Origin of the sequence: Promicromonospora soli (genome assembly GCF_014653785.1) — a bacterium.
Classification (GTDB): domain Bacteria; phylum Actinomycetota; class Actinomycetes; order Actinomycetales; family Cellulomonadaceae; genus Promicromonospora; species Promicromonospora soli.
In genome coordinates, this window is the sequence record NZ_BNAS01000009.1 from 111,038 (window position 1) to 136,653 (window position 25,616).

The following is a 25,616-nucleotide window of genomic DNA, read 5'->3' on the forward strand; positions in this document are numbered from 1 at the left end:
CCATGAGCACGGGCGACAAGATCGAGCACAAGGCCGAGGAGGCCGAGGGCCGCATCAAGAAGAACCTCGGTGACGCGGGGGACGACCCTGAGATGGAGGCCGAAGGCCGCCGTGAGATCCTCGCCGCCGAGGCGAAGCAGGCCGGCGACAAGGTCAAGGACGTGGCAGAAGACGTCAAGGACAAGGGCGAGGACATGGTCGACAAGATGCGAGACCGGAACCGCTGACCCCTCCACCAGGTGGCCGGGCTGTACTTCAGCCCGGCCACGCTGCCGATGAACACCAGCCCTCGCGCGGGTGGCTGCCAGCACCACCGTGTCCGGAGGATGTCCGGGAAATGCTGTCTGGTGTGGTCCGCTCCTGGGCACGGACGTAGAGTCGAAATGGTCGCGATCGACGGGGATCGCGAGTCGGAACGTAAAGGAGATCGGCCATGCCCAGGAACCACTCCACCCTCGTCCGGCCGGTCGCCGCCGCGGCCCTCGGCCTCGGGCTGATGCTCGCGGCGGGATCGCCCGCGAGCGGAGCACCGAACTCCGTCCCGCTCAACGTCGGTCAGGAGACGACGGGCTCCCACACCGGCGCGAGCGGTTCCTTCACGTACACCATCGACGACGACACCCTGTGCTACACGCTCACCGCCAGGAACCTGTCGGTGGACGCCGTTGCGGCGCACATCCACGTCGGCGACCGGAAGGTCGCGGGCCCGATCGTCGTGCCGCTCGACGTCGGGGAGGGAACAAGCTTCAGCCTCAGCGACTGCGTGACGGCCGACCCGGCACTCCTCGCCGATATCGAGGACAACCCGCGGGACTACTACGTCAACGTGCACACGCCGACGTTCCCCGGCGGCGAGATCCGGGGGCAGCTCACGCACTGAGGCCGCGAAAGATCACCGCGGAGGTCCTGGTCAACCAGCACAGCCTGAACTTCCTGGCCCCCGTCGGCCGGATGTTCGGCGCGGTCGGTGCCGCTCTCCCCCGGCTTCTCGAGGTCTACCGCACCGGCGACGGGCTGAGCTGGGACGAGTTCGGCGATGACGCACGAGAAGGGCAGTCGGACGTGAACCGGCCGTGGTTCGAGCACCGGCTGGCGAAGGCGCTCGCCGGCGTAAAGGAGCTGCACGGGCTGCTCGCGCGTCCCGGCGCCCGCGTCCTGGACGTCGGCTGCGGTGGCGGCTGGTCGAGCATCGCGCTGGGCCGGGCGTACCCCACCGCCGTGGTCCATGGGATCGATATCGATGAACCGTCGGTATCGATGGCTGTCGAGAACGCCCGGGCCGCCGGCGTCGCCGACCGGGTCCGGTTCTCCCACGGTGACGCCGCTGAGCTTCCGGCCGGTCGCTATGACGTGGCCTTCGCCTTCGAGTGCGTCCACGACATGCCCCGGCCGGTCGACGTGCTCACAGCCGTCCGGAAGTCGCTGACGCCCTGCGCTCCGCTGATCGTGATGGACGAGGCGGTGGCCGACTCGTTCGCGCCGGACGGCGACGAGGTCGAGCGCCTCATGTACGGCTACAGCATCTTCGTCTGCCTGCCCGACGGCCGCTCCAGCAGCCCGAGCGCGGCCACCGGGACGGTGATGCGCCCGTCCCGGCTGCGGGAGTACGCCGAGGCCGCCGGTTTCGGCGAGCTCGAGGTCTTGCCGATCGCGGACTTCGCGTTCTTCCGCTTCTACCGCCTCAGCTGAGACGGCGTCGTGCGGCTATGGCCAGCGCGGCAAGGCTCGCGAGCGTTCCCCACAGCGCCAGCCCCTGGATCCACGGGCCGAGCGCCGTCCCCGCGGTGAGGCCGTCGCGGAGCTCGATCTCGGCCACCATGAGCCCGGCCTCGTCGAACGGGAGCGCCTGGAGCGTGCTCCCGTCGGGTGCGAACACCTGGCTGGTACCCGTGGTGGAGAGGTTGACGACGCTGCGGCCGGTCTCGATCGCGCGCATGCGGGCGATCGCGAGCTGCTGCAGGTTCTCGTCGGTGCCGCGGAAGTCGGCGTTGTTCGTCTGGAACATGAACACCTGCGCGCCGTCGTGCACGCCTTCCTGGATGACGTCGTCGAAGGCCACGTCGAAGCAGATCGCCAGGCCCACGCTCGCCCGGCCGAGGTCGACAACCGGTGAGTCGGCACCGGGCGTGTACTCGCGCACCAGCAGGTCGACGAGTCCGGGGACGATCGCGCCGTAGAGCCACCGGTCCGGGATGTACTCACCAAAAGGCACGGGGTGTCGTTTCGCGTGCGTCGCTACGGGGCCGTCCTCGGTCCACAGGAACGAGGTGTTGTAGACGAGATCGCCGACCTCCGACGCCGCGTTCAGGAGGATCGGAGCACCGTACGAGTCGGCGGCCGCAGAGAGCATCCGTGCGGTGGCCTGATCGGCAGCGGGATCGCTGTCGACGCCGCCCTCCGGCCACACCACGACGTCGACCCGCTCGCTCTCCAGCGGCGTGGAGGCGGCCAGCTGTGAACGCAGCACGTCCTGCGGGGCGCGCTGGTCCGCGTAGGCCGCGGGTCCGTTGCCCTGCACGGCGCCGACCCGGATCGTCCCGGCGTCGGCGGTCGGGAACTGGGGAACCACCGTCATGACGACGGCGAGCAGGCCTACGGGCAGCGCGCCCGACCACCGAGCCACCGAGCGAGCACGGGCGTCGTCGGCGCGCGCCTGCTTGACGCGGGCTGCCCACCGGACGGCCTCGACCGCTCCGGCACAGAGCGCGACCATGAGGAACCCAAGGCCGGACACGCCCAGCCACGATGCGACGGGGGCAATCGGGCTCTCCGACTGGCTCATCCCGAGCCGACCCCAGGGAAACCCGCTGTACGGCCAGGAGCCCAGGACGAGCTCGCGCGCCATCCAGGCCCCGGCCACGAGCGCCGGGAGCACGGCGAGCCGCGCGCTCGCGGTGTCACGCCAGCGCGGTAGCCAACGGTAGGCGAGCGTGATGAGGGGCGAGAGGACCGCGAGGACAAGCGTCTCGGCGGTCGCCAGGGCTACCCACGGCACCCAGCCGAGGGGGTCGTCGCCGAGGAATTGCGAGGCCCATGACACGTGCGGAAAGTAGAACGCGGCGCCGAACGCCACCCCGACGAGCACGCTGCCCCACAGGCTCCTCCCGACGAGGGAGACCAGAGCGAGCGTCACGGCGACGAACGCGAGCGGCCACCAGCCGAGCGAGGGGAAGGCCGCATCGAGCGCGAACCCGCCGGCCATGGCGACGCCGAGTGCCGCCCACACCGGCACGAGCGGGCGCTCGGCGTACGTGCTGTCACGTGCTGGTGGCGCGAACCGAGCCGCCGCCTTGTTCGCGGCCAGCCGCACTGGCCCGATGACGTTGTCAACCAGGATCTCTTCGCCTTCGTGAGTGAGGTAGCGGAGGACGGCACCGGGGGCCGCGACGGTGGTGTTGGCACTGACGGTCGGTGACCAGAGGGCTGGTCGATCGCATCGTAGGCGAAGACCTGCGTCGTCGAGGACGTCGAGGGCGATCACGGGCGGTGGTCGCGCCGCCACCCAGGGCGTCATGTCCGATTTGCGCTAAATGCACCGACTGCTGAACATGTCACCATGACGATCGACAGCAAGAAGGGCGGCGTACGCGCCACCCGCACTCTCCGAGCCGGCCTGGTGCTCGGCATGACGGTCTGCGTCGCGGCGGCCGTGGCCGGGTGCAGCCCGGCCGGCGACACCGGCACGGCCAGGACCACGGACCCTACGGCGGCCGCACCGGCGCCGTCCGCGGAGGTCGCGACTCCCTCCCCCAGCGACGACTCCGCGCCGACCACGATCCCGTTCGAGGCCGGACATGTCCCCGACGGCTGGTCCCAGCGGGACGGCGTCGCGTGCGGGATGAGCGCGACCGACCTCGTGACGCAGGACGACCGGTTCAGTCTCGAGCTGACCGGCCCGATGGTCACGGGTGCTGACGGCACCGTGTACCAGCCGGTCCTCCTCGAGCACGAGCTCGGCGACGACGCGACGCTGGACTTCGGCGACGACGCCCAGCTCGTCTGGGCGCAGGGCGACGTGGTGGTCGACCTAGACCTGGGCTGGCAAGAAGGGGGCGGCCCGATTCTCGAGGCCGCCGACGCCGAGGGCCTCCCGACGGGCGACTACTCCGCCTGGGAGGAGGACGCGACCGACCCCGCGATGCGCCGGATCAGCGGCCTCACGGGGGTCGCGAACGCGACCACCTGCTGGCCGAGCGGTGTGGACGAGGGCAGCGGCTTCACGAACTACGACGACCCCCGACCGGACGGCGAGTACGACGTCCGGGCAGTGGTCCTGGCGATGGTCGACGGTGAGAGCCGGCTCGTGGTGAGCGACCCGGTCACGGTCGATTGGGTGGCCCCGGCTGTCGACTGACGCAGGCGACCGCCGGGTACTCCCTCCGCCTGTCGAACGACAGGCGGAGGGAGAAGGTCAGCTCACCTCGAGCTCGCGCACCGTCAGGTCCTCGAAGTCGGCTGCCCCGCCGTAGGAGAAGAGACGGATGTGGTTGTCACCGGCGAGCGGGAAGACCCGGTGGGAGTGCACGATTCGCCCGTCACCCACGAAGACCTCGACGCTGGCGTGGTCGACCAGGGCTCGGAAGCGCAGGCGTCCGGCCGTGCGGTCGACCGGTGTCTGGGACTCTCCCCCGGTCGGGTTGAAGGTCGGGCGCCGGTTGACGAAGACGAACCCACCGTCGAGGTATGCACCCGCCGCGACGTGCCGCCCACCGCCCGGGGCCCGGCAGAGCTCGAACCCGATGTTACCGGGGCGGTTCGCGGGGTCCCACACGAGGTCGCACGAGATCTCGTAGGCCCGTGCGGTGACGTCGAGGTCGTGCGTGCCGTCGACGCGGACGTCGCCCAGTCGATGGGTGCGGGTGACGTAGTCGGCGAGCGCCACCGTCGGCTGCGAGGCGAGATAGTAGGTCCCGTCGTCGCCACGCTCGAGACGCAGGTCCCGCGCGATCATGTCGTCGCCGTTGTAGCCGTCGGTCGCCATGCTCGGCGCGTTGTGCGGGTAGTCCCAGAAGTTCGCCCAGCCCAGCGCATGACGGACGGCGGGGTCCTCGGTCCCGTCGGCTCTGTGGCCCGGATAGGTCACGGCGCCGTAGAAGTCGTATCCCCAGTCGAGCCACTGCGGTTCCACCCCGTCCGGGACGAAGCCGGACCCGTTGAAGCTGCCGGTCCAGTAGGCGTACGTCGCAGGGAGACCGCGTCCCTTGCCGTTGGCGCTGACGCCGAGGATCCAGTGGTCAGAGCCGTCGCCGGCTCGCATCGAGAAGATGTCGGGGCACTCGAGGAGCCCGATGTCTTCCTTGACGAACTCTCCGACTCGCACCCAGTGGTGCAGGTCGTCCGACGCGTAGAACCCGACCCGGCTCCCCTCGGCGTTCGCCATGAACCACCGTGACCGGGCGTCGTCCCAGATGACCTTGGGGTCGCGGAAGTCGTGCACGCCGGGGTTCGGCAGCACCGGGTCGGTGCCGCCGGGCTGGAACGTGCGGCCGCGGTCCGTCGAGTACCACAGGTACTGCGCCTGCTTTCCGGCTGGCGCCTGCGTGACGAGCGCGATGACGGCGCCGGGCCCGTATCCCGCCGTGCCCTCGTGATCGACAACGAGGCATCCGGACCAGCAGTCGCCGTTCGCGTTGGTGTTCTTCGGGAGGGCGACGCCCTGGTCGGTGAAGGCGACGTGGTCACGGGTCGTCGCGAGCCGCCAGGCCGTACCCCCGCCTCCGGCCAGGTAGTCGGCGTTGTACAGGTAGTAGTAGAGGTACTCGCCGTCGAGGTAGATGGGGCGCTGCGGGTCGTTCTTCCAGTTGTCCGGGACGCTCAGGTGGTAGGCGGGGCGATAGGTCTGGTTCACACGCCGGGTTCCTCGAAGCTTGTCGGATGCGGACGGGGCGAGGGCTGCCGCGCCGGGCGCCCCGAGCACGGCGCCGGCGGCGAGGCCGCCGGCCGCACCGAGGAGCAGTGCTCGGCGGGATGGCTGGATGGTGGTCATTGTGGTCGACCTCTCTGTCGTCACTGGTTGTCATGCGTACTTCTGGAGCGGCTTTTCGTCAGGGCGGCGTCGGCCACAGTTCTCGGGGTCGGGCATCCCAGGCGTCGGCCATGTGCCAGCCGTCGAGCCGCGTCACGGTGACCGCGCCGAAGGGCGCGGCGAGCTCGACGCCGGTGGCGTCGGGCCGGGTCGGGTAGACGCGCGCGGTGAGCGGCCGGCCGTTCGCGAAGACCTCCAGGGCCGAGTGGTCGACGATCACCCGCAGGCACACGGCGCCGTCGGGCCCGGTCGGGACCTCGCCCGACCGGGGCGTGCCGTCGACGGCGGGGTCCAGGCTGGCCCGCGAGCGGTCGAGCCGCAGCGTGACCGCGCCACCTCGGTCACGCTGCAGCACGAGACGCGTGCGTTCGCCGTCCGGGTCGTCGGCCTGCCCGGCGACCCGGACGTCGAGCTCGAGGCTGCTGTCCGCGCTCAGGACGACGTCGATCTCCAGGTCGAGCTGGTCCCCCGAGATATCGACGGCTCGGCGCTCGCCGGCACGCAGCAGGCCCGGGACGGTGTGGATGCCTTCGCGCCGCAGGAGGCTCACCTCGGCGGCGGGTTCCTGGGCCGGCGTCCCGTCGGGCGCCGACGTCACGTGCCGTGGCAGCGACATGACGCCCGACCATCCGGCGAGCAGGGTCGCGGCGTCGGGCCGGCCCTCCTGCATCCACCCGAACATCAGACGCCGGCCTTCGGCGTCCTGGAAGGACTGCGGAGCGTAGAAGTACCGGCCGCCGTAGTCGAGACGCCCGAGCCGGTGCGGCGTGAAGACGTCGCCCTCGTAGGCGCCGATCCAGTACAGCGGGTGGTGGGTGACTCCCTGGTCCCACGCGGAGAAGACGAGGATGTCCGTGGCTGTGTCCCGGCCGGCGAGCCGGAACAGGTCCACGCACTCCCACATCGTCCCGGTCCAGTCCGCGTCCCCGGCCTCGCCGGTCGACGCGTCGCCGACCACCAGCGGGCCCACGTACTCCCAGGAACGCAGGTCCGCCGAGTCGTACAGGAATGCGGCGCCGCCCCGTCCTCGGATACCCGATCCCACGAGCTGGCGCCACCGGCCGTCCTCCCGCCACACACAGTGGTCGCGGAAAGCCGTAGCGTCCACGCCCGGTGGTGTCGCGGCGATGACCGGGTTCTGCTCGGCCGGCGTCCAGGTGCGCAGGTCCCCGGAGCCGGTCGCGACGCAGGGCAGCTCGCGCCCGGCGTGCCGTCCCGAGTACACGATCGTCGGGATCCCGCCGTCGTCCACGAGAACGCCGGACCAGCATCCTTCGGCGTCCGGTCCGGTCTCGCCGGGGACGAGCGCGACCGGCTCGTCCGTCCAGCGAACGAGGTCGGTGCTGGTCGCGTGCCCCCAGTGGATCCGGTCGTGGACCGGTGAGTACGGGTTGTACTGGTAGAAGAGATGGAAGGTGCCGTCCCACTGGCCCAGACCGTTCGGGTCGTTGAGCCATCCTGCGGGCGAGACGAAGTGGAAGCGGGGTCGATGGGGATCGGCCTGGGCGCGTTCGACCATCCGGTCGTCGGCCCGTCGTGCGGTGCCGACGGTCGGCTCACTCATGCAGCTCTGTCCTTGTCTGGTGGGCGTTGCCTGATCAGGGAATGTCTAGGCGGTCTGGGCGGTAGCCGTGCCGGACACGTCGAGTGCCCGGCGGGCCACCTCGGCGTGCGGGCGGTAGCGGTGGCAGCGCACGGTCCAGCCCGGTTCGACGACATGGTGCACCGGCGCGTCGTCCCGGCACCGCCCGTCTGCCGCGTAGGGGCACGTCGTGGCGCCGAGCACCTGCGCGCGGAGCGCAGCCCGCTCGGCAGGGTCGAACGTCCCCGCACGCCGCGGGTCCGGGACGGCCGACAGCAGCAGCCGGGTGTACGGGTGGGCGGGACCGGCCATGAGAGCGGTCGACTCCCCAGCCTCAACCACCTCACCGGCAAACATCACCGTCGTCCGGTCCGCGATGTACCGTGCCGCCGCCAGGTCGTGGGTGATGTAGAGCAGGGAGATGCCCCGCTCGTCGCGCAGCCGGCGCATGAGGTTGAGGATCCCGATGCGTACCGACACGTCGAGCATCGACGTGGGCTCGTCCGCGAGGATGACCTCCGGCTCGACCGCCAGCGCGCGGGCGATCGCGACTCGCTGACGTTGCCCCCCGGACAGCTCGTGCGGGTAGGCGTCGAGCAGGGCGTGGTCCAGGTCGACCGTGTCCAGGAGCTCCGTGAGCCGCCTCTTGAGCGTCGAGGCCGACGTCGCGCGACCGTGCAGCACGAGAGCCCGCGTGAGGAAGTGCTCGACGCGGTGCGCGGGGTTCAGGGAGCCGAACGGGTCCTGGAAGACCATCTGCACCTTGGCCCGGTACGCGCGGGACGCGCGCCGGGGCTCGGCCGCGAGGACGTCGACGCCGTCCACGCGCAGCGTGCCCGACGTCGGCTGCTCGAGCCGCGCCACGCACCGCGCGATCGTGGACTTGCCGCTGCCGGACTCACCGACGAGGGCCATGATCTCCCCGCGCCGGACATCGAGGTCGATGCCGCCGAGCGCGCGGAACCTGCCCCGCGAGAGGAGGCCGCCGACCGGGAAGTCCTTGACCAGGCCGCGGATCTCCACCACCGGCGCGCCGTCAGCGGCGACGGTGCCGGCTCGTTCGCGTGCGTTGTCGGTCGTGGCACTCATTCGGAGGCCTCCTCGTCGCGGAGCTGGTCGTGGCGGTCGTCGTCAGGCTCGTCGTGGGGCGCCACCCAGTGGCCCCCGACCACTTCGACGAGGTCGCCGATGTCGGTGAACCGCACGCCGTCGGCGAGACCCCTGAGCTCGGTACGGGGTCCGGTCAGCGGCGGGAACGCATTCATCAGAGCGCGCGTGTACGGGTGGCGCGGTTCCGCGAGGATCGTCGCGGCGGGTGCGGACTCGACGAACCGCCCGCCGTACATGACGGCCATCCGGTCGGAGAGCTCGATCATCAGCGACATGTCGTGGGTGATGAACAGCACGGCGAAGCCGAGCTCTCGGCGCAGGTCCGCGATCTGCGCCATGATCTCCTGCTGCACGACGACGTCGAGCGCCGTGGTGGGCTCGTCCATGATGAGCAGCCGCGGACGCAGAGCCACCGCCATTGCGATCACGACCCGCTGCCGCATGCCCCCGGAGAGCTGGTGGGGGTATGCACGTAGCCGCGAGCGTTCGATCTTGACGAGCTCGAGCAGGTCGCCGGCGCGCCGCAACGCCTCGCTGCGCGAGACCCGCTCGTGCGTGGTGTAGACGTCGGCGATCTGGTCGCCGATGGTCATGACGGGGTTGAGCGAGTTCATGGCGGACTGGAACACCATCGCGACATCGCGCCAGCGGAAGCTGCGCAGCTCGTCGTCCGGCATCGCGAGTACGTCGCGCCCGCAAAACCGCACGCTTCCATCGGTGATAACGGCCGGCGCGCGCAGCAGGCGCATGATCGCGTGGGCAACCGTTGACTTCCCGCAGCCGGACTCCCCCGCGAGGCCGAAGACCTCGCCCTCGCCGATGGTGAACGAGACGCGGTCGGCACCGACGACGGTGCGGTTCTCCCCCCGGTACTCGACGGTGAGGTCCCGCACCTCGAGCACGGGGGTCGGACTGTGCCCGGTCGCGCTCGCTGGGCTGGTGGCATTGCTCGTGGCCGCGTCCGCGACGCCGGACACGACCGTTCCGCCGCCGGGTGCGTGGACCCCCGCCCGCCGGCGGCGCGGCACGCGCAGCCGGGGGTTCGTCACCTCGTCGACCGCGTAGTTGAGGAGGGACAGCGCGAAGGCGACGAGCGCGATGCACAGACCTGAGGGCAGGAAGGCCCACCAGGCGCCAACCATGAGCGCGCCGTCGTTGCTGGCCCAGTACAGGTTGGTGCCCCACGAGACGACCGAGACGTCGCCAAGGCCCAGGAACTCGAGCCCGGCCTGGCTGCCGATGCCGAAGATCACCACGCCGAGGAAGGTGCTCATGACGATGGACGCCATGTTGGGCAGGATCTCGCGGAACATGATCCAGCCCGAACCTTCGCCGGTGACCGTCGCCGCGGCGACGAAGTCCTTGGCCCGGATGGACAGCGCCAATGACCGCAGCACGCGCGCAGCACCCGCCCAGCCGGTGACGATGAGGACGACGACCACGGTCCCGGCGCCCGGCGGCAGGAACGCCGCCAGGACGACGAGCAGCGGCAGCCCGGGCAGGAGCAGGAAGACGTTCGTCACGAGGGACAGGACGTCGTCGGTGACCTTGCCGAAATAGGCGGCGGCGAGCCCGACGGTCACGCCCACCAGGGTCGCGGCGAGACCGACGAGGAAGCCGACCGCGAGCGACGACCGGGCACCCCAGAGGGTGAGGGCGAGGACGTCTTGCCCTTTGGCCGTCGTCCCGAGCAGATGCGCGGCGGACGGCGCCTGGGAACCAGAGCCCGTGATGACCGTGGGATCCCCGGGCACCAGGAGGGGCGCGAGGAGGGCGAGCGCGCCGAAGAGGAGGAGGATCCCGACGCCGAGGGTCGCCTTGCGGTTCCGGAGCAGGCTGCGCAGGAATCCCCGGCGTGGCGTGGGCCTGCCGGACGGGCGGGCCGGGGCCGGCGCGTCGGGCGTCAGGTCGCGGGGTACCTTCGGACGTGAGCCGGCGCCGGGGGCGGCGCCGAGAGACGCCGACGTGGATTCTGTGACGGACACGGTCTTGGTCTCCTTGGCTCCGTCAGGAGACCCGCACGCGCGGGTCGAGACGGACGTAGACGATGTCGACGAGGAAGTTCACGATCAGCACGGCCGCCGTGATCGTGAGGAAGATGCCCTGCATGAGCGGGTAGTCGAGCCCCTGCACGGCGGCGAGGAGCTGGTAGCCGACGCCGGGGTAGGCGAACACGACCTCGGTCAGCAGCGCGCCGCCGACCACGAAGCCGAGGGACATGCCAAAGGACGTCACGGCCGGGAGCATGGCGTTGCGGGCCGCGTAGCGGAACATGATGCGGCCCGGGCGCAGGCCCTTCGCCTCGGCCATGACGATGTAGTCCTCGGCGTTCGTGGCGATCATCGTGTTGCGCATCGCGAGCATCCAGCCGCCGACCGAGACCACGACGATCGTGACGGCGGGAAGGACGAGGTGCACGGCAACGTCGCTCACGAACTCACCTGTCCATGCCGGGGAGGTGCCGGCGCTGAACGCGTGGCGCAGCGGGAACCAGCCGAGCGAGACCCCGAACAGGTAGAGCGCACCCATCGCGAGCCAGAAGTACGGGAACGAGCCGACGAAGACGAGCACGGGCGGCAGCATCGAGTCGAGGAACCCGCCGCGTCGCCAGGCGGCGAGGATGCCCAGCAGGTTGCCGACGACGACGGCGATCAGCAGCGCGGTCCCGCCCAGGAGGAGCGTCCAGCCGATCTGCCCGGCGATGACCTCGACGACGGGCGTCGGGAAGCGGGAGATCGAGACACCCATCTCCCCCGTGAACACGTTGCCCAGGTAGTCGACGTACTGCTGCCAGAGCGGGCGGTCGTCGAGCCCGAAGAGCTGTTGGAGCTGCGTGATCTGCTCCGGCGTCATCCGGCTCTGCGAGCGGGCGAACATCCGCGAGACGGGGTCGCCCGGCATGAAACGCGGAAGAAGGAAGTTCAGGGTGACGGACACCCAGAAGGCGAGCAGGTAGAAGCCAAGTCGCCGCAGGACGAAGAGCACGGCGTCCTCCGTTTCGGTGCGGTACGGGAGGTCTGATGGTGTGGCGTCCGGCCGGCGCGGGTCGCGCCGGCCGGACGGCGGTCAGCCCTGCGCGGGCTCGAGGGTCGTGAGCACCAGCACCGTGGTCGGAGCGCGCGTGCTCAGCGTGGCGTACGGGTTCTCCTCGGTCGGCCATCCCGTGAACCGTGCGTCGGTGTATGCGCCCCACTCCGGGCCCGGGAACAGGGGGATCACCGGTGCCTCGGCGTCGAACTCGGCCTGGAGCTCGTTGACGATCGTGCGCTGGGCGTCCTCGTCCGTCGTCGCGGCCAGCTCGTCGAGCAGGGCGTCCGCCTGCTCGTCGCCGAAGCGGTGGTAGTTCTCGAACGTCTGCTCGCCCGCGGGCTTGACCGTCGCGGTCGACATGACGCCGCGGTAGAACTGGTACGGAGTGGGGGCGTTGTTGCTCCACACGATGCCGGTGTCGAAGGAGCCGTCCTCGTAGCCCGCCACCACGGCGGACCAGTCAGGCGAGTCGACGGATGCCTCGACGCCGATCTCGGCCAGGTTCTGCGAGATGATCTCGGCGACCGACAGCCAGTCGGACGACGTGGAGCCCACCGAGATCGTGGCGGTGAACGGAGAACCGTCCTTGAGCGTGCGGTTCCCGTCTCCACCGCGCGGGTAGCCCGCCTCGTCGAGCAACGCGTTGGCGGCCTCGACGTCACGCTGGGTCCACTCGCACGAGTCGGCCAGATCCGCGTCGCGCCACGGGTCGTAGGCACCGGACAGACCGGTGCAGTCCGCGGGGTAGGTGTAGCCCTGCATCGCGACGTCGACGATCTGCTCGCGATCGATCGCCATGCTGAGCGCCTTGCGGACGTCGACGTCGTCGTAGGGCGCCTTCGTCGTGTTGAGCTGCCAGTTGACCATCGAGCCGGTCGGCGGGAACCAGTAGTGGTTGTGCTCCGGGTCCCTCGCGACGAACGCCTGCTCGATGTTGGGGATGAACTGCGGCGCCCAGTCCACCTCACCGTTGGCAGCGGCCAGGTTCGCGCCGTCGTTCCCCGCGAACGCGAGCATGCGGATCGACGGGATCTTCTGCTTCTCGGGCTGCCAGTAGCTCGGGTTCGGCCCGAGATCGAACGACTGGTTCTCGAAGCTGAGCACCTCCGTGTACGGCCCGGTGCCGACCGGGGACTCGTTGGCCTCCTTGGCCGGGTCGTCCACCTTGGACCACACGTGGTCCGGGATGAGGATCTGTTGACCGATCTCGTAGAGCGCCGGCGAGTAGACCCGGTTCAGGTGGAAGACCACGGTGGCGTCGTCGACCGCCTCGGCCTTGTCGAGATACTCGAATCCGCCGAGAACCTTCTTCTGCAGGTCGAACGTCGTGACGACGTCCTGGGCCACCAGCGGCTCTCCGTCGGACCACTGGACGCCGTCGCGCAGCGAGAAGGTCAGCTCCTTGCCGTCGTCAGAGACGCTCCACTCGGTCGCGAGCCACGGCGTCGTGCTGCCGTCAGCCGGGTTGTAGACGAACATCGGCTCGTAGACCGCCTGCTGGGTCATGGGGGCGACGTTCGGCGAGAACGGGTTGAAGTTGCGCACGAAGGTCCCCATGTCCTCGCGCGGGACGATCAGCGGCACATCGGAGGCACCCTCGTTGGTGCCACCGCCCGAGCCGCCCGTCCCGCATGCCGCGAGGGCTAGGGTGCCTGCCAGTGCCAGCGCGACCACGCGCGCTGCGCGCCGGACCAGGCGAAAACGTGAAATCATCGGTATCGCATTCCTCTCTTCATCGCTGAAGGCGAAGGGTGGGGGTGTTGTGGTCGCCGGGGTTGATTGGCGTCAGACCGACGACCGTTCGAGCAGCGGGCAGTCGATCGTCACGGTCTCCGTGCCGATCGGCTGTCCTGCTGTGAGCGCGGCGAGCATGTCGACGCCGCGAGCGCCCATCTCCTGGAAGGGAAGGGCAATGGTGGTGAGCCGCGGACGCAGGTACGCGGCGATGAGCTCCTGGTTGTCGAACCCCACGACGGCCACGTCGCGCGGGATCGCGAGGCCACGTTCCTTGATGGCGTCGTAGGCCCCCATGGCCATCCGGTCGTTGCCGCAGAAGATCGCCGTCGGGCGGTCCGCGCTGTCCAGGAGCTCGCAGGCGGCGGCGTACCCGCCGTCGGCCGTGGCGTCGCCCGCGATGACGAGCGCGGGGTCCACCGGGACGCCGGCGTCGTTGAGCGCCTCCTCGTAGCCCTGGCGACGGCCCACGCTCGCGGGGATCGCCGGGTCGAGCGTGATGAAGCCGATGCGGGTGTGCCCCGCGTCGAGCAGTCGCTGCGTGCCGCGCCGGCCCCCGCCCACCTCGTCCGGGACGACGGCGGGGAGGCTGCCTTCGGCATCGAAGCAGTTGACGAGCACGGCCGGCACCTCGCGAACCACGTCTGGCACGTGGACCGCCCGGTGCCAGGTGGCGGCGTAGAGCAGCCCCTCGACCCTCTGCTCGAGCAGCTTCTCAATCCCGGCGGCCTCGGTGGCCACCTCGGACTCGCTCGATGCGATGAGCAGGAACTTGCCTTGCTCGAGCGCACGGTCCTGCGCGCCCTTGATCACGTCGACCGCGAAGGGCGCGGTGACGATCTCCGTCACGATCCCGTACCAGTCGCTCCGGCGTGCCGCGAGCGCCCGGGCACCCGCGTTCGGGCGGTAGCCGAGCTCGGCGGCGGCGTCGATCACGCGGCGCCGCGTCTCGTCCGGGATCCCGGCGTCCGGGCGGTCGTTGAGCACGAACGAGACCGTCGTACGCGAGACGCCGACCCGTTCCGCGATGTCGCCCATCGTGGCGCCGCGTCGCGGGCTCCTCACCCCCTCATCTCGGGGGCGGCGGCGTGTGGCATCGCTCGTCGACATTGACGTTCTCCCTCTTACTAACTCGCGTTAGGAGGAGGTTACGCGCGTTAGGAACCGTCGTCAACCGTGGGCTGACTGCAGAAACGCCTCGGATCCCGTGGTAGACCGCGGGGGGAACGGGGTGGCCTCAGAGGGCCATTCTCGGAGTGAACGAGCCGGCTTGTGGTCGTCCCCTCCGCTCACTCCGCGCGCTGGGCCTGTCCGACTCCTGTCAGCGAGCGGCGGCTGGGCCCGTGCTCTGCCGGCGCACGAACTCGGTCTTCGCCGGCTCGTGCTCCTCGGGGTTCACGCGGCCGATCAGGACATGGATCGCCGCCTCACCCAGCGCGCCGAGCGGAACGCGAATCGTGCTCAGCCCTGGTGTGGTGAGCTCGGCGCCGAAGATGTCGTCGAACCCGACGATGCTGAGATCGCCGGGCACGTTCAGCCCGGTGGCCTGTGCTTCGCGCAGCAGACCGATCGCGATGAGGTCGTTGTAGGCGACCAGTGCGCTGACGCCGGCAGCACGCACCCGCCGCAGCGCGTCGCGCCCGCCGGCGAGGGTCGGTTCGCTGGTCTGGATCTCCACGACGTGCATGCCGCGCCGTGGGGCCTCCTCCAGCAGCACCTCCCACCGCCGGGCGTTGATCCACGAACGGGCCGGACCGCTGAGATAGCCGATCGATCCGTGCCCATGCGCCCGCAGGTGGTCCAGCGCGGCAGTCAGACCGTCCCGGACGTCGACGACGACCGATGCGATGTCCGGGACGACGCGATTGATCAGCACCAGTGAGGTGTCCTGCGCGATCGCAGTCAGGGCCTCGTCATCCAGCCGGGGTGCGGCCAGCACAAGACCGTCCACCAGCGGGCGCACACGCTCCACGGCATTCGACTCCGCCTCACCGGACTCCTGAGACTCGGCAAGCACCATCGTGCACCCCGCCACGCCCGCTGCCCGCTCGGCGCCGCGCACCAGGTCGAAGTACACCGGGTTGGTGAAGTCCGTGACGATCAGGCCGAGCGTGTGGGTGCGACCCGTCGGCAGCGCACGGGCCATCGGGTTCACGCGATAGCCGAGCTCGGCGGCCGCGTCCTGGATCCGCCGCTCCATCCGCGCCGACATCCGCCCCGGCTTGCCCAGCGCACGCGAGACGGTCGACGGGCTCACTCCCGCATGACGGGCGACGTCGTAGATGGTGACCGCAGCACGGCGACCGGTTGCCGTAGGCCGCTTGTCAGTCTTCTTCGCCGCCTTGTCGGAATCCGCACTCACGGGCCCCATCGAACCACAGCCCTGCTGTCACACGACCATCACTCGGGTCGCAGCGTTGCGTTCGACCGGATGGCAACCGGTTGACATCAACACCGACCATGTGGTCGGCTTTCACTCGGTCCCGCCCGCCCGACTGTCAACGACGCAGGAGAATCCATGCTCAAACCTCAGATCTCCGCGACCCGCGAGCTTCTGCCTCTGGACGGACTGTGGCGGTTCGTCGCGGGCGACCTCGACCACGCCCCCGGCAGCCGGCCCTTGCCCAGCACGCTCGAGGCCCCGGTGCCGGCCAGCTACAACGACCTGTTCGTGGCGCCGTCGCTGCGCGAGCACGTGGGCTGGGTCTGGTACCAGCGCACCGTGCGCGTCCCCCGCGGATGGGCGAACGAGCGGGTGTTCGTCCGCGTCGACGCCGCCACCCACGCAGGGCGGGTGTACGTCGGCGAACAGCTCGTGGCCGAGCACGTCGGTGGGTACACCCCGTTCGAGGCCGACGTCACCGATCTGGTGCGCTCCGGGGACGAGTTCCGCCTGACGATCGGCGTGGACAACACCCTGACCAACGAGACGATCCCCCCGGGCACCGTGGAGGTGACCCCGACCGGGGCGCGCCGCCAGCGCTACCTGCACGACTTCTTCAACTACGCCGGCCTGGCCCGCTCGGTGGCCATCTACAGCACTCCCGCCGACAGGATCGAAGACCTCACGGTCACCACCGAGATCGACGGCACCACCGGCGTCGTGCACGTGGAGTCCGTGGTGGACGGCGTCGGCACAGTCCGCCTCCACCTGGAGGACGCCGACGGCGACGTCGTCGCAAGCGCGGACGGGACCAGCGCCGACCTGCGCGTCCCGGACGCGCGCCTGTGGGGCCCTGGCAGCCCGAACCTCTACACCCTGCGCGCCGTGCTGGAGCGCGACGGTCTGCTCGCCGACGAGTACGTCCTACCGGTCGGCATCCGCACCGTGCGGGTCGACGGGCTCCGGCTGCTGGTCAACGAAGAGCCGGTCTATCTGACCGGATTCGGCAAGCACGAGGACACCCCCGTGCGCGGCAAGGGGCACGACGACGCCTACCTGGTGCACGACTTCGCACTCATGGGCTGGACCGGCGCCAACAGCTTCCGCACCTCGCACTACCCGTACGCCGAAGAGGTCCTGGAGTACGCCGACCGGCACGGCTACCTGGTCATCGACGAGACCGCCGCCGTCGGTCTCAACCTCAACATCGGGGGCGGCATCTTCGGCAGCAGCGGGACTGCAACCTTCTCCCCCGACACGATCAACGACCGCACCCAGGCGGCACACGCGCAGGCACTACGCGAGCTGGTCCGGCGCGACAAGAACCACCCCTCGGTGATCCTCTGGTCGGTCGCCAACGAACCGGCCTCGAACGAGGCCGGCGCTCGCGAGTACTTCGAGCCGCTGATCGCGCTGACCCGTGAGCTCGACCCGTCCCGGCCGGTCACGTTCGTCAACCTCGGCATGGCGACACCGGAGACCGACCGGGTCGCCGACCTCGTCGACGTCATCTGCCTCAACCGGTACTTCGGCTGGTACGAGGACACCGCCGACCTGGCCTCCGCCGAGATGCACCTGGAGGACGAGCTGCGCCGGTGGCAGGACCGGCACAACCGTCCGCTCATCGTCACCGAGTACGGCGCCGACGCCGTCGCGGGTCTGCACGCGGTCCACACCCAGCCGTGGACCGAGGAGTACCAGCGCGACGTCCTGGACCTCTACCACCGGGTGCACGACCGCGTCGAAGCGGTCGTCGGCGAGCAGGTATGGAACTTCGCCGACTTCCAGACCTCGTCCGCGATCTTCCGAGTCGACGGGAACAAGAAGGGCGTCTTCACCCGAGACCGCCGACCCAAGGCCGCCGCCCACCTCCTGCGCGCGCGCTGGACCACGCGGCAACACTGACCCACCCGCAACACCTCCCCAGACCGACAACCCAGGCAGCGACATCCAGGCAAAGGAGCCGTCCCATGTCCACTTCAGCACCGCCTACCCCGACATCGTCGAACCCGGCGTCCAGCGCCCCCGACCGACTGAGCGCGAAGGCGATCCTCGGCTACGGCGCCGGCGACTTCGCCAACAACCTCGCGTTCGCCACAGCCGGCGCCTTCCTGCTGATCTACTACACCGACGTCGCCGGGATCAGCGCTGCGGCGGCCGGCACCTTGCTGCTCGTCGTGCGCATCTTCGACGCGTTCGCCGACATCCTCGCCGGCCGCATCGTGGACAGGACCTATAGCAAGCGCCTGGGCAAGTTCCGCCCGTTCCTGCTGTTCGGCAGCGTCCCGCTGCTCGGCCTGAGCGTGGCGACGTTCGCCGTCCCGCAGATCGGACACACCGGCATGCTGGTCTACGCCTACCTCACCTATGCCGCGCTCGGCCTGGCCTACAGCCTGGTCAACATCCCTTACGGCTCATTGGCCGGCGCCATGACCCAGGTACCCAGCGAGCGAGCAAAGCTGGCCAGCGCGCGCAGCGTCGGCGGCTCGATCGTCAGCGCCGGTCTGGGCATCCTCATCGCACCGCGGCTGGTGCCCGGGGCGGACCTGCAGACGGTGTTCACCGTCGCCACCCTGTGCTTCATGGTCGTGGGCACCGCCTGCTACCTGTTCACCTTCTTCACCTGCCGCGAACGGGTGCAGCGCGAGGTCACCCATGTCTCGATGCGGCAGAGCTTCACCACCCTCAAGGGCAACCGTCCCCTGCTCATGCTGTGCGTCAGCTCGGTCCTGTTCATCACCGGTGGGCTGTCCCTGAGCACGCTGCAGCTGTACTACGTACGCGACGTGCTGCACGCACTGCACCTGTACCCGGTCCTGTCCACGATCCAGCTGGTCGCGACGTTCGTGCTCGCTCCTGCGATCCCGTTCCTGGTGCGAAGGTTCGGCAAGCGCACCGCGTACATGGGCGGCTCCGTGGTGACGGCGCTCGGCGGGCTGATCGTCGCGCTGTCCCCCACCAACGTGATCCTGCTGCCGTTCGCCGGCCTGGTCCTGGGCATGTTCGGCTTCCTGCTGGTCAACATGCTCGTCTGGGCGCTGGAGGCGGACACGGTCGAGTACGGCGAGTGGAGGACCGGCGTGCGGACCGAAGGCATCACCTATGCGCTGTTCTCCTTCACCCGCAAGACGGGCCAGGCGATCGGCGGTGCCGTCGGAGCCTACGCACTCGCTCTGGGCGGCTACGCGGCCGGTGCCCCCGAGCAGACGGAAGCCGCCCTGTGGGGCATCCGCATCGGCACCGGGATCGTCCCGGCCCTCTGTGCGCTCGCCGCCGCGTTGATCATGCTCGCCTACCCCCTGACCGACACTCGCCACGCTGAGATCGTGGCCGAGATCGCCGCGCGCCGGCAGCAGGGCGGCGGCGACAACGGCCCCGACGGACAGCGCTCAGCTTCTCCGGCGCCCTCGGATCCGGCCTCTTCTGTGCTGGACTGACCAGCACGACGCACCTCCGCGGGCCGGAGCGACCGCTCTGCGGATCGCCCGGCCCGCGAAGAGACTTGCAACCTGGCCTACGTGTGGTGACGGCGCCCGAGGGTGGCGCCCTCGACGTCGACGTCGGGCAGGATCCTGTCGAGCCACTTCGGCAGCCACCAGGCGCTCCTGCCGAGCAGGTGCATGAGCGCCGGCATGAGCAGCATCCGGACCACGAACGCGTCCGCGAGCACACCGAACGCCAGGCCGAAGCCGACCGACCGGATCATGGCGGAGTCGGCGAACACGAAGCCGCCGAACACGGAGACCATGATGAGCCCGGCGGCGATCACCACGGACCGGCCGGCGCGGAAGCCCCGGGCGACCGCGAGGCGCGCCGGGTCTCCGTGGACGTAGGCCTCGCGCATGCCGGTGGCGAGGAACAGCTGGTAGTCCATGGCGAGTCCGAACAGGATGCCCACCAGGATGATCGGCAGGAAGCTGAGGATCGGGCCGGTGCCGTCCAGCCCGATGAGGCTCGCGCCGAACCCCTGCTGGAACACCGCGGTGATCGCGCCGTACGTCGCCAGGAGCGACAGCACGAACCCGCCGGTCGCGATGACCGGCACCAGGATCGAGCGGAACACGAGCACGAGGATGAGCAGCGACAGACCGACGACGACCACCAGGTACAGCGGTAGCACATCGTTCAGGCTCTCCGAGATGTCGATGTTGATGGCGGCCTGGCCGGCGACGCCGAGCGTCAGGTCGCCGTCGACGGGCGGCAGGTCACGCAGGGCGCGCACGAGCAGTTCGGTGGACTCGCTGTTGGGGCCGTCGGCGGGTACCACCTGGAAGGCGGCCAGGCGGCCGTCGTCGGAGACGGCGATCGGTGCGACCGCCGTGACGCCGTCGACGTCGGACAGGACGCGGGCCACGGCGAGCTGCGCTCCCCTCTCCCCGGCCTCGTCCAGGCCGGCGGGCAGGTTCACGGCGACCAGCAGCGGGGCGTTGCTGCCGGTGCCGAACGCGTCCTCGGAGATGGTGTAGGCGCGCTCCCCCTGTGAGCCGGCGGGCTCCGAGGAGCCGTCGGGCAGACCGAGTCGCATCGACTGCGCGGGGAGCGCCAGCGCCAGCAGGGCGGCGGCGCTGACCAGCACCGTGACCACCGCGCGGACGGTGGACATCGGCTTGACGTCCGCGACGGCGTCGTCGTTGTCGCTGTCGTTGTCGGCCGTCTTTGCCCGGTCCCTGCGGCTGACGACCCGCTCCCCGAGCAGCCCCAGCAGGGCCGGCGTGAGGGTGATCGCGACGAGCACCGCGATGGCCACACAGGCGGCGCCCACTGTGCCCATGAGGCCGAGGAAGGGGATGCCGGTGATGTTCAGGGCCAGCAGCGCGACGATCACGGTGCTGCCCGCGAACACGACTGCCGTGCCGGACGTGCCGTTCGCCAGCCCGATCGAATCGTGCACCGTCATCCCGCGCAGCAGCTGCTTGCGGTGCCGGTTGAGGATGAACAGCGAGTAGTCGATGCCGACCGCGAGGCCCAGCATGAGGCCGAGCACCGGCGTCACCGACGCCATCTCCACCACGCCCGAGAAGGACAGCGCGCCGAGCGCGCCGATGACCACGCCGGTCAGCGCGGTGACGATGGGGATGCCCGCGCCGAGCACAGTACCGAGCATGACGAGCAGCACCACGGCCGCGAACAGGAGCCCCGTGACCTCGCCCGGCCCCACGAGGCTCGGCACGCCCTGGGAGATGTCCGACGACGCGGCCGCCTCGACGCCGTCGATCGGCTCGGCGGTGAAGTGGTCCACGACTGCCTGCTTGGACTCGTCCTGCAGCTCGAGGCGGGGCACGTCGAAGGCGACGTTCACCCGAGCGGTCGAGCCGTCCTCGGAGACCAGGCGGATGTTCTCGGCAAGGTGCAGCAGCTCTGCGCCCTCGTCGAGCTGCGCCGCCTTCTCCTGCAGCGTGGCGCGACCCTCGTCGATCTCGGTCTGGCCCTCCTCGGCACCTTCGGCGTCGAGCTGAGCCTGCTGAGCATCGAGCTGCGCCTGCTGGGCGTCCAGCTCGTCGGTCGGTAACCCTGCGGCCTCGGCCTGTTCGCGTGCGGCGTCGAGCTGTGCCTGGCCGGCGTCCAGCTCCGCCTGGCCCGCGTCGAGCCGGGCGGAGCCCGCGTCCAGCTTCTCCTGGCCGGCCCGCAGCTCCGCGCGGGCGTCGTCGAGCTGCGCCTGCCCGTCCTCGATGTCCTGGGCCCGTGCGGCGCGTTCCTTCTCGGCCTCGAAAGGGTCGTTCACGGCGGAGACGTCGGGCAGGTCGCCCGCGTCGTCGACCAGCTCGCTGATCCGCGCCTGCTGCGAGGCCGTGAGCGGTGAGCCGTCCTGCGTGCGGTACACGATCGTGCCCGAGGCCCCGGCGAGGTCGGGCAGACCGTCCGCGAGCTCCTCGACCACCTCAGAGGATGGGAGGCCCGGGATGTCGAAACTCGTGGCGAGCGTCCCCGCCCAGGTGGCGAATGCGCCGCCGGTGAGAGCGAGCACCAGCACCCAGGAGCCGATCACCACCCATGCGCGCCGTGCGGCGCTCTTGCCCAGTTTGTACAGGAACTCAGCCATCGTCGTTCTCCTTGGGTTCTCGGTGGCGATGCGGCAATCATATACGCAACGTTGCGTCTCGCTAATAGTTCCGTAGGATCGTCCCATGGCGGAGCGTCGACGTGGAGCAGCCCGGAGCGAGTCCGCGCGCATCGCGGTGCTGGAAACTACTGCCGCGCTGTTCGCGGAACGCGGGTACGACCACCTCACCATCGAGGGCATCGCCGCCGAGGCCGGCGTCGCCAAGCAGACGATCTACCGGTGGTGGAAGTCCAAGAGCGAGCTCGTGGCCGAGTGCCTGTTCGAGGGCCGCCTGCTGCCCGTCGATCTCGTCCCACCCGACAGCGGTGACATCCGGAACGACCTGACCACCTGGCTCGACGCCCTGTTCCGGTTCACCGACGCACCGGAGAACGGCGGGCTGGTGCGGTCCCTCGTCATCGTCGCCGCCGAGAACGAGTCAGTCGGTCGCCAGCTCGACGCGTCGCTCGGCGTGTCAACCCTGCTCACCACGCGGCTGGGCGCCGCCACCAAGGCGGGCGACCTGCCCGCGGGCACTCCGCTCAAGGAAGTGGTCGACACCTTGATCGGCGCGGTCCTCGTGCACGTGCTCCAGCGCACGCCCGCCGCGCCGGGCGCCGCAAAGCGACTGGTGAGCCTGCTGCTGCCCTGAGCTTCTGGCCGGCCTGGTCATAGCGCTTCTCAGGTCTGCTCAGTGACGGGCACCGTCAGGCGGCTCCCTTGCGACGGCCGGCCAGCCCCTCCGCCGCGCCGATCAGCAGGACGGCCGCGATCACCGCCACGATGAAGCCCACGACGTTCAGCTCGAATATGTCCCCGGTGCCGAGCAGATTGGCGACGACGCCGCCGATCACCGACCCGGCCAGCCCGAGCAGGAGCGTGGCGAGCAGTCCAAGGTTCTGCTTGCCTGGCCTGATGAGCCGCGCCAGAGCGCCGATGACCAGACCTGCGACGATGAACCCGATCATGGGAATCAGTCCTCCATTCGTCAGCCGTAGGACAAGCCACGCTTCCAGAACCGGCCGCCACTCACCACCCCGGACGGGTCCGGCGTCAGGCGCGGGTCTTCTGCACGTTGCTGATGGCGCCGGAGGTCTCCAGGACGGCCCACTTGATCACCGGTCAGTCGGCGTGGGCGGCGTCGAAAGCGGTCTGGTTCTTGTGGATGTCCTCGTGGTGGGTGCCGGCCCAGTCGATCAGGGACACCACGCCGTCCTGCTCCGCATCCGGGGCCGGGTCCACGACGCGGTGCCCACCGTCATCCGGGGCACCGAGACATTCGCCCGCTTCGTCGAGGGCTCGCCGGGTCCGGCGAAGATCACGGGCCTCTCCGCCGATCGCAAGCCCAGGCCCGAGGAACTGCACCGCCGCACAGAAGGCCCACCTGGTCAGGTTCCGCCCGTGGGCACCATGCCCGAGCGGCGGCGCCCCGACGTGCTGCGGCCGACCGCAGCACGTCCGGGCGCCGTGGGCTCTCCACCACCTCACCCGCCTGCCGCGGTCAGCCCACTGCGTCGAACGTCCACAGCAGGTTGTCGTTGTGGAGCCAGGTCCACTGCTTGGTCACGGAACCCGAGGGGACCGGTCCGCCACCGTCGAGGACCAGCCCCGTGGTGCGGTTGCCGATCGAGTACCGGCCGCCGCCACGGTTGGTGATCCTCCACTGCTGGTTGGTGCCGCCGTTCCAGGCCGCCTGCCGGACCGGGTCGCCCGTGGTGGTGGAACCCCAGCCGTCGGCGACCATGCCGTTGGTGCGGTTGACGAGCCTGTAGTAGTCGTTGCCGAGGTCGATCGCCTGCCACTGCAGGTTGGTGCTGGTGACTGGAGTCCACTGCTTGAGGTTCGAGCCGCTGGCGACATTGCCGCCGCTGTCGAGGGCCAGGCGATCCGTGACGTTGATCAGGCGGAAGTAGGCGGCAGGGTTGAACGTCACCTTCAGCGATCTGATGGCGTCGTTGTTGCCGGTCGGGCGAAGGTCGGAGTTGTCCGCGGTGAACGTCCAGGCTGTGCCGGTGAAGTTGTCACCGGAGTAGCCCGTCAGCTGGTAGCCGCCGGGCACCAGCATCGAGGAGATGCCGGCGGGCGCCACGCCGGCGGCCGACAGCTGGGAGGACGTGTAGCTGCCCAGGGGCAGTTGGGCGCTGGATCCCGAATAGGCGACATCCTGGAACACCGTCACGGACGTCTTGGGCGCGGGCATCCCGTTGACCTCGACGCAGACCACCGGCACGCTGGAGGCGGGCGCGGTGGCCGGCACGGTGACGTTGATGTACTTGCCGCTGGCGGTGTAGCTGAGCGAGGCCGAGGGGTTGTTCATGAGGTAGACGCGACTGATCGCGTTGTCGATCGCCGGGATCTGGAGCACGCCGTTCGTGGGCCAGGTGAAGACGTGGGCGAAGAGCTTGCCTTCCCTCTTGGTGATCCTGCCCCAGCCCGGCTCGGTGGCGAACGGGCTGCCGCTCGTGCCGTGAACGCTGTCGCTGTACGTCGACATCCAGGAGGCCAGGCCGTTGAGGATGGTCACGGATCCGTTGGTGACCGAGCCGTCGCCCTTGGGGCCGATGTTCAGCAGCAGGTTGCCGTCCCGGGAGACTACCGTGACGAGTTCCTGCACGACGTCCTTGACGGACCGGTAGGAGTTCTCGCTCCCGGCGTTGTATCCCCAGGCGCCGTTCATGGTGGAGCACCGCTCCCACTGCCGGTTCATCGGCGCGGCGGGCACACCGAACTCCGCGACTGTGTAGTCGCCGAGCTCGAGGTCACGCTTGACCCGTTCGTTGACGATGAGGCCGGGCTTGCGGGCGATCAGCCAGTTGTAGAGGTCGGCGCCGTCCGACTTCAGCCACCAGTCCTCCAGTGTGGGGCTGCTGGGTTCGGCGAACCAGTCACCGTCAAACCACAGCAGTGCCGGGTCGTAGCGGTCCAGCAGCTCCTGCAGCTGGGCCTTCATGTCAGCGATGTAGGCGGTGCGGGCGGCCTGTGAGGCCATCGTGGTGAGGCCGCTCTCGTGGCGGTCGGTCTGAGAGGGGTGGTTCCAGTCGAGGATCGAGTAGTACAGGCAGAACTTGATGCCACGGCTCTCGCACTCGGTCTTGAGCGACCCCAGCGGGTCGCCCTGGTAGCCGGAGTAGTCGCGGAGGTTGTACTGCTGGGTGCCGGTGGTGTCCGTGAAGCTAGCGACGTTCGAGTCCCACATCGCGAAGCCCTCGTGATGCCTGGCGGTGATCACGAGGTACTTCATGCCGGCGTTCTTGGCGAGTTCGGCGATGGTGGCGGCGTTGAACGCGGTGGGGTTGAAGGGCTTGCTGACCTGGGTCTGGTAGTCGGCCTTGCTCCAGCCGCTGTCGAACGCCCACTCGCCCTGGCCAAGGTGGGAGTAGGACCCGAAGTGGATGAACATCCCGAACCGGGCCTGGTACCACCAGTCCATCTTGGAGGGGACGGTGTACGCCTCGGCGGTGGCGGACCACATGACCTGCGGCAGGCCGAACGTCACGGCACCGCCGGCCAGGGCGGCGGCCTTCATGAGAGAGCGTCTGGTGAGGGGAGCGGACGACATTGTGCGACTCCTTGAGAGGTAGGAAAAACGAAGGGCGGAAGCTTTCCGTTCGCGAAACGCCACGGACGGCGAGGGAGCGCGGATCGGGCGGGAAGGGCCAGCCATTCCCGCCAAACATCGGATGTATTGTTGACTGAGATCGCCCCATTTGTC

Annotated in this window: 19 protein-coding genes and 1 pseudogene; 7 read left to right on the forward strand and 13 right to left on the reverse strand. The window is 69.9% G+C overall.

All coding sequences use genetic code 11. From position 1 onward, the window contains the following. The first annotated feature begins 2 nt into the window (after positions 1–2). The 3 genes from IE250_RS22530 to IE250_RS22540 all read left to right on the forward strand — a co-directional run bounded on the left by IE250_RS22530 (position 3) and on the right by IE250_RS22540 (position 1,689). A complete protein-coding gene (locus tag IE250_RS22530; protein WP_189671559.1) occupies positions 3–227 on the forward strand; it encodes a CsbD family protein in 225 nt (74 codons plus the stop codon). A gap of 206 nt (positions 228–433) precedes the next feature. After that, positions 434–880 (forward strand): CHRD domain-containing protein, encoded by a 447-nt coding sequence (locus IE250_RS22535; RefSeq protein WP_189671560.1) that lies wholly within the window; start codon positions 434–436, stop codon positions 878–880. A gap of 71 nt (positions 881–951) precedes the next feature. Further along, positions 952–1,689 carry a class I SAM-dependent methyltransferase gene (locus tag IE250_RS22540; protein WP_189671561.1) on the forward strand — a complete coding sequence of 246 codons (738 nt, stop codon included), beginning with the start codon at positions 952–954 and terminating at the stop codon, positions 1,687–1,689. On the opposite strand, the gene lnt is transcribed toward IE250_RS22540, so the two are convergent. Then, the gene (gene lnt, locus IE250_RS22545; RefSeq protein ID WP_229872700.1) at positions 1,682–3,514 is read right to left on the reverse strand and encodes an apolipoprotein N-acyltransferase; all 1,833 of its coding nucleotides are present in this window, start codon (positions 3,512–3,514) and stop codon (positions 1,682–1,684) included. The two genes, IE250_RS22540 and lnt, sit on opposite strands and share 8 nt — an antisense overlap. Before the next feature lie 42 nt (positions 3,515–3,556). Between lnt and IE250_RS22550 the strand changes: the two genes are divergently transcribed. After that, positions 3,557–4,354 carry a hypothetical protein gene (locus tag IE250_RS22550; RefSeq protein ID WP_189671562.1) on the forward strand — a complete coding sequence of 266 codons (798 nt, stop codon included), beginning with the start codon at positions 3,557–3,559 and terminating at the stop codon, positions 4,352–4,354. A gap of 57 nt (positions 4,355–4,411) precedes the next feature. Here IE250_RS22550 and IE250_RS22555 read toward each other — a convergent pair whose 3' ends face one another. The 9 genes and pseudogenes from IE250_RS22555 to IE250_RS22590 all read right to left on the reverse strand — a co-directional run bounded on the left by IE250_RS22555 (position 4,412) and on the right by IE250_RS22590 (position 15,843). Beyond that, the gene (locus IE250_RS22555) at positions 4,412–5,986 is read right to left on the reverse strand and encodes a glycoside hydrolase family 32 protein (protein ID WP_189671563.1); all 1,575 of its coding nucleotides are present in this window, start codon (positions 5,984–5,986) and stop codon (positions 4,412–4,414) included. Between the two features lie 58 nt (positions 5,987–6,044). After that, positions 6,045–7,589 carry a glycoside hydrolase family 32 protein gene (locus tag IE250_RS22560; protein ID WP_189671564.1) on the reverse strand — a complete coding sequence of 515 codons (1,545 nt, stop codon included), beginning with the start codon at positions 7,587–7,589 and terminating at the stop codon, positions 6,045–6,047. Positions 7,590–7,634: 45 nt separating this feature from the next. Continuing rightward, on the reverse strand, positions 7,635–8,696 hold the full coding sequence (locus IE250_RS22565; protein ID WP_189671565.1) for an ATP-binding cassette domain-containing protein: 1,062 nt from the start codon (positions 8,694–8,696) through the stop codon (positions 7,635–7,637). Next, positions 8,693–9,619: an ABC transporter ATP-binding protein gene (locus IE250_RS24710; RefSeq protein ID WP_229872706.1), complete on the reverse strand. Its 927-nt coding sequence runs from the start codon at positions 9,617–9,619 to the stop codon at positions 8,693–8,695. The genes IE250_RS22565 and IE250_RS24710 overlap by 4 nt, the downstream gene beginning before the upstream one ends. Before the next feature lie 141 nt (positions 9,620–9,760). Further along, positions 9,761–10,702: pseudogene (locus tag IE250_RS24715) on the reverse strand (ABC transporter permease); the annotation flags it as partial. Positions 10,703–10,724: 22 nt separating this feature from the next. Next, positions 10,725–11,702, reverse strand: a complete 978-nt coding sequence (locus tag IE250_RS22575; RefSeq protein WP_189671566.1) for an ABC transporter permease — start codon at positions 11,700–11,702, stop codon at positions 10,725–10,727. Positions 11,703–11,783: 81 nt separating this feature from the next. Next, positions 11,784–13,460 carry an ABC transporter substrate-binding protein gene (locus tag IE250_RS22580; RefSeq protein ID WP_229872701.1) on the reverse strand — a complete coding sequence of 559 codons (1,677 nt, stop codon included), beginning with the start codon at positions 13,458–13,460 and terminating at the stop codon, positions 11,784–11,786. Between the two features lie 72 nt (positions 13,461–13,532). Further along, the gene (locus tag IE250_RS22585) at positions 13,533–14,546 is read right to left on the reverse strand and encodes a LacI family DNA-binding transcriptional regulator (RefSeq protein WP_229872702.1); all 1,014 of its coding nucleotides are present in this window, start codon (positions 14,544–14,546) and stop codon (positions 13,533–13,535) included. A gap of 256 nt (positions 14,547–14,802) precedes the next feature. Beyond that, positions 14,803–15,843, reverse strand: coding sequence for a LacI family DNA-binding transcriptional regulator (locus IE250_RS22590; protein ID WP_229872703.1), 1,041 nt, complete (start codon positions 15,841–15,843; stop codon positions 14,803–14,805). A gap of 156 nt (positions 15,844–15,999) precedes the next feature. Between IE250_RS22590 and uidA the strand changes: the two genes are divergently transcribed. Beyond that, positions 16,000–17,769, forward strand: a complete 1,770-nt coding sequence (gene uidA / locus IE250_RS22595) for a beta-glucuronidase (protein ID WP_189671569.1) — start codon at positions 16,000–16,002, stop codon at positions 17,767–17,769. A 65-nt stretch (positions 17,770–17,834) separates the two neighbouring features. Continuing rightward, positions 17,835–19,301 (forward strand): glucuronide transporter, encoded by a 1,467-nt coding sequence (uidB, locus tag IE250_RS22600; protein ID WP_189671570.1) that lies wholly within the window; start codon positions 17,835–17,837, stop codon positions 19,299–19,301. A 77-nt stretch (positions 19,302–19,378) separates the two neighbouring features. Here uidB and IE250_RS22605 read toward each other — a convergent pair whose 3' ends face one another. Beyond that, positions 19,379–21,904, reverse strand: a complete 2,526-nt coding sequence (locus IE250_RS22605; RefSeq protein WP_189671571.1) for an MMPL family transporter — start codon at positions 21,902–21,904, stop codon at positions 19,379–19,381. Positions 21,905–21,989: 85 nt separating this feature from the next. Here IE250_RS22605 and IE250_RS22610 point away from each other — a divergent pair, with 85 nt between their 5' ends. Further along, positions 21,990–22,556 carry a TetR/AcrR family transcriptional regulator gene (locus tag IE250_RS22610; RefSeq protein ID WP_189671572.1) on the forward strand — a complete coding sequence of 189 codons (567 nt, stop codon included), beginning with the start codon at positions 21,990–21,992 and terminating at the stop codon, positions 22,554–22,556. 55 nt (positions 22,557–22,611) lie between these two features. Here the strand turns inward: IE250_RS22610 and IE250_RS22615 are convergent, their stop codons facing one another. Together IE250_RS22615 and IE250_RS22620 are read right to left on the reverse strand one after the other, a co-directional pair. Further along, positions 22,612–22,872 (reverse strand): GlsB/YeaQ/YmgE family stress response membrane protein, encoded by a 261-nt coding sequence (locus IE250_RS22615; protein WP_189671573.1) that lies wholly within the window; start codon positions 22,870–22,872, stop codon positions 22,612–22,614. Between the two features lie 533 nt (positions 22,873–23,405). Beyond that, on the reverse strand, positions 23,406–25,463 hold the full coding sequence (locus IE250_RS22620) for an alpha-L-fucosidase (protein ID WP_189671574.1): 2,058 nt from the start codon (positions 25,461–25,463) through the stop codon (positions 23,406–23,408). Between the last annotated feature and the right edge of the window lie 153 nt (positions 25,464–25,616).

Coding starts and splice junctions, on each gene's coding strand:
- IE250_RS22530 (WP_189671559.1), top strand. CDS start 3: ATGAGCACGGGCGACAAGATCGAGCACAAGGCCGAGGAGGCCGAGGGC.
- IE250_RS22535 (WP_189671560.1), top strand. CDS start 434: ATGCCCAGGAACCACTCCACCCTCGTCCGGCCGGTCGCCGCCGCGGCC.
- IE250_RS22540 (WP_189671561.1), top strand. CDS start 952: ATGTTCGGCGCGGTCGGTGCCGCTCTCCCCCGGCTTCTCGAGGTCTAC.
- lnt (WP_229872700.1), bottom strand. CDS start 3,514: ATGACGCCCTGGGTGGCGGCGCGACCACCGCCCGTGATCGCCCTCGAC.
- IE250_RS22550 (WP_189671562.1), top strand. CDS start 3,557: ATGACGATCGACAGCAAGAAGGGCGGCGTACGCGCCACCCGCACTCTC.
- IE250_RS22555 (WP_189671563.1), bottom strand. CDS start 5,986: ATGACCACCATCCAGCCATCCCGCCGAGCACTGCTCCTCGGTGCGGCC.
- IE250_RS22560 (WP_189671564.1), bottom strand. CDS start 7,589: ATGAGTGAGCCGACCGTCGGCACCGCACGACGGGCCGACGACCGGATG.
- IE250_RS22565 (WP_189671565.1), bottom strand. CDS start 8,696: ATGAGTGCCACGACCGACAACGCACGCGAACGAGCCGGCACCGTCGCC.
- IE250_RS22580 (WP_229872701.1), bottom strand. CDS start 13,460: ATGATTTCACGTTTTCGCCTGGTCCGGCGCGCAGCGCGCGTGGTCGCG.
- uidA (WP_189671569.1), top strand. CDS start 16,000: ATGCTCAAACCTCAGATCTCCGCGACCCGCGAGCTTCTGCCTCTGGAC.
- uidB (WP_189671570.1), top strand. CDS start 17,835: ATGTCCACTTCAGCACCGCCTACCCCGACATCGTCGAACCCGGCGTCC.
- IE250_RS22605 (WP_189671571.1), bottom strand. CDS start 21,904: ATGGCTGAGTTCCTGTACAAACTGGGCAAGAGCGCCGCACGGCGCGCA.
- IE250_RS22610 (WP_189671572.1), top strand. CDS start 21,990: ATGGCGGAGCGTCGACGTGGAGCAGCCCGGAGCGAGTCCGCGCGCATC.
- IE250_RS22615 (WP_189671573.1), bottom strand. CDS start 22,872: ATGATCGGGTTCATCGTCGCAGGTCTGGTCATCGGCGCTCTGGCGCGG.
- IE250_RS22620 (WP_189671574.1), bottom strand. CDS start 25,463: ATGTCGTCCGCTCCCCTCACCAGACGCTCTCTCATGAAGGCCGCCGCC.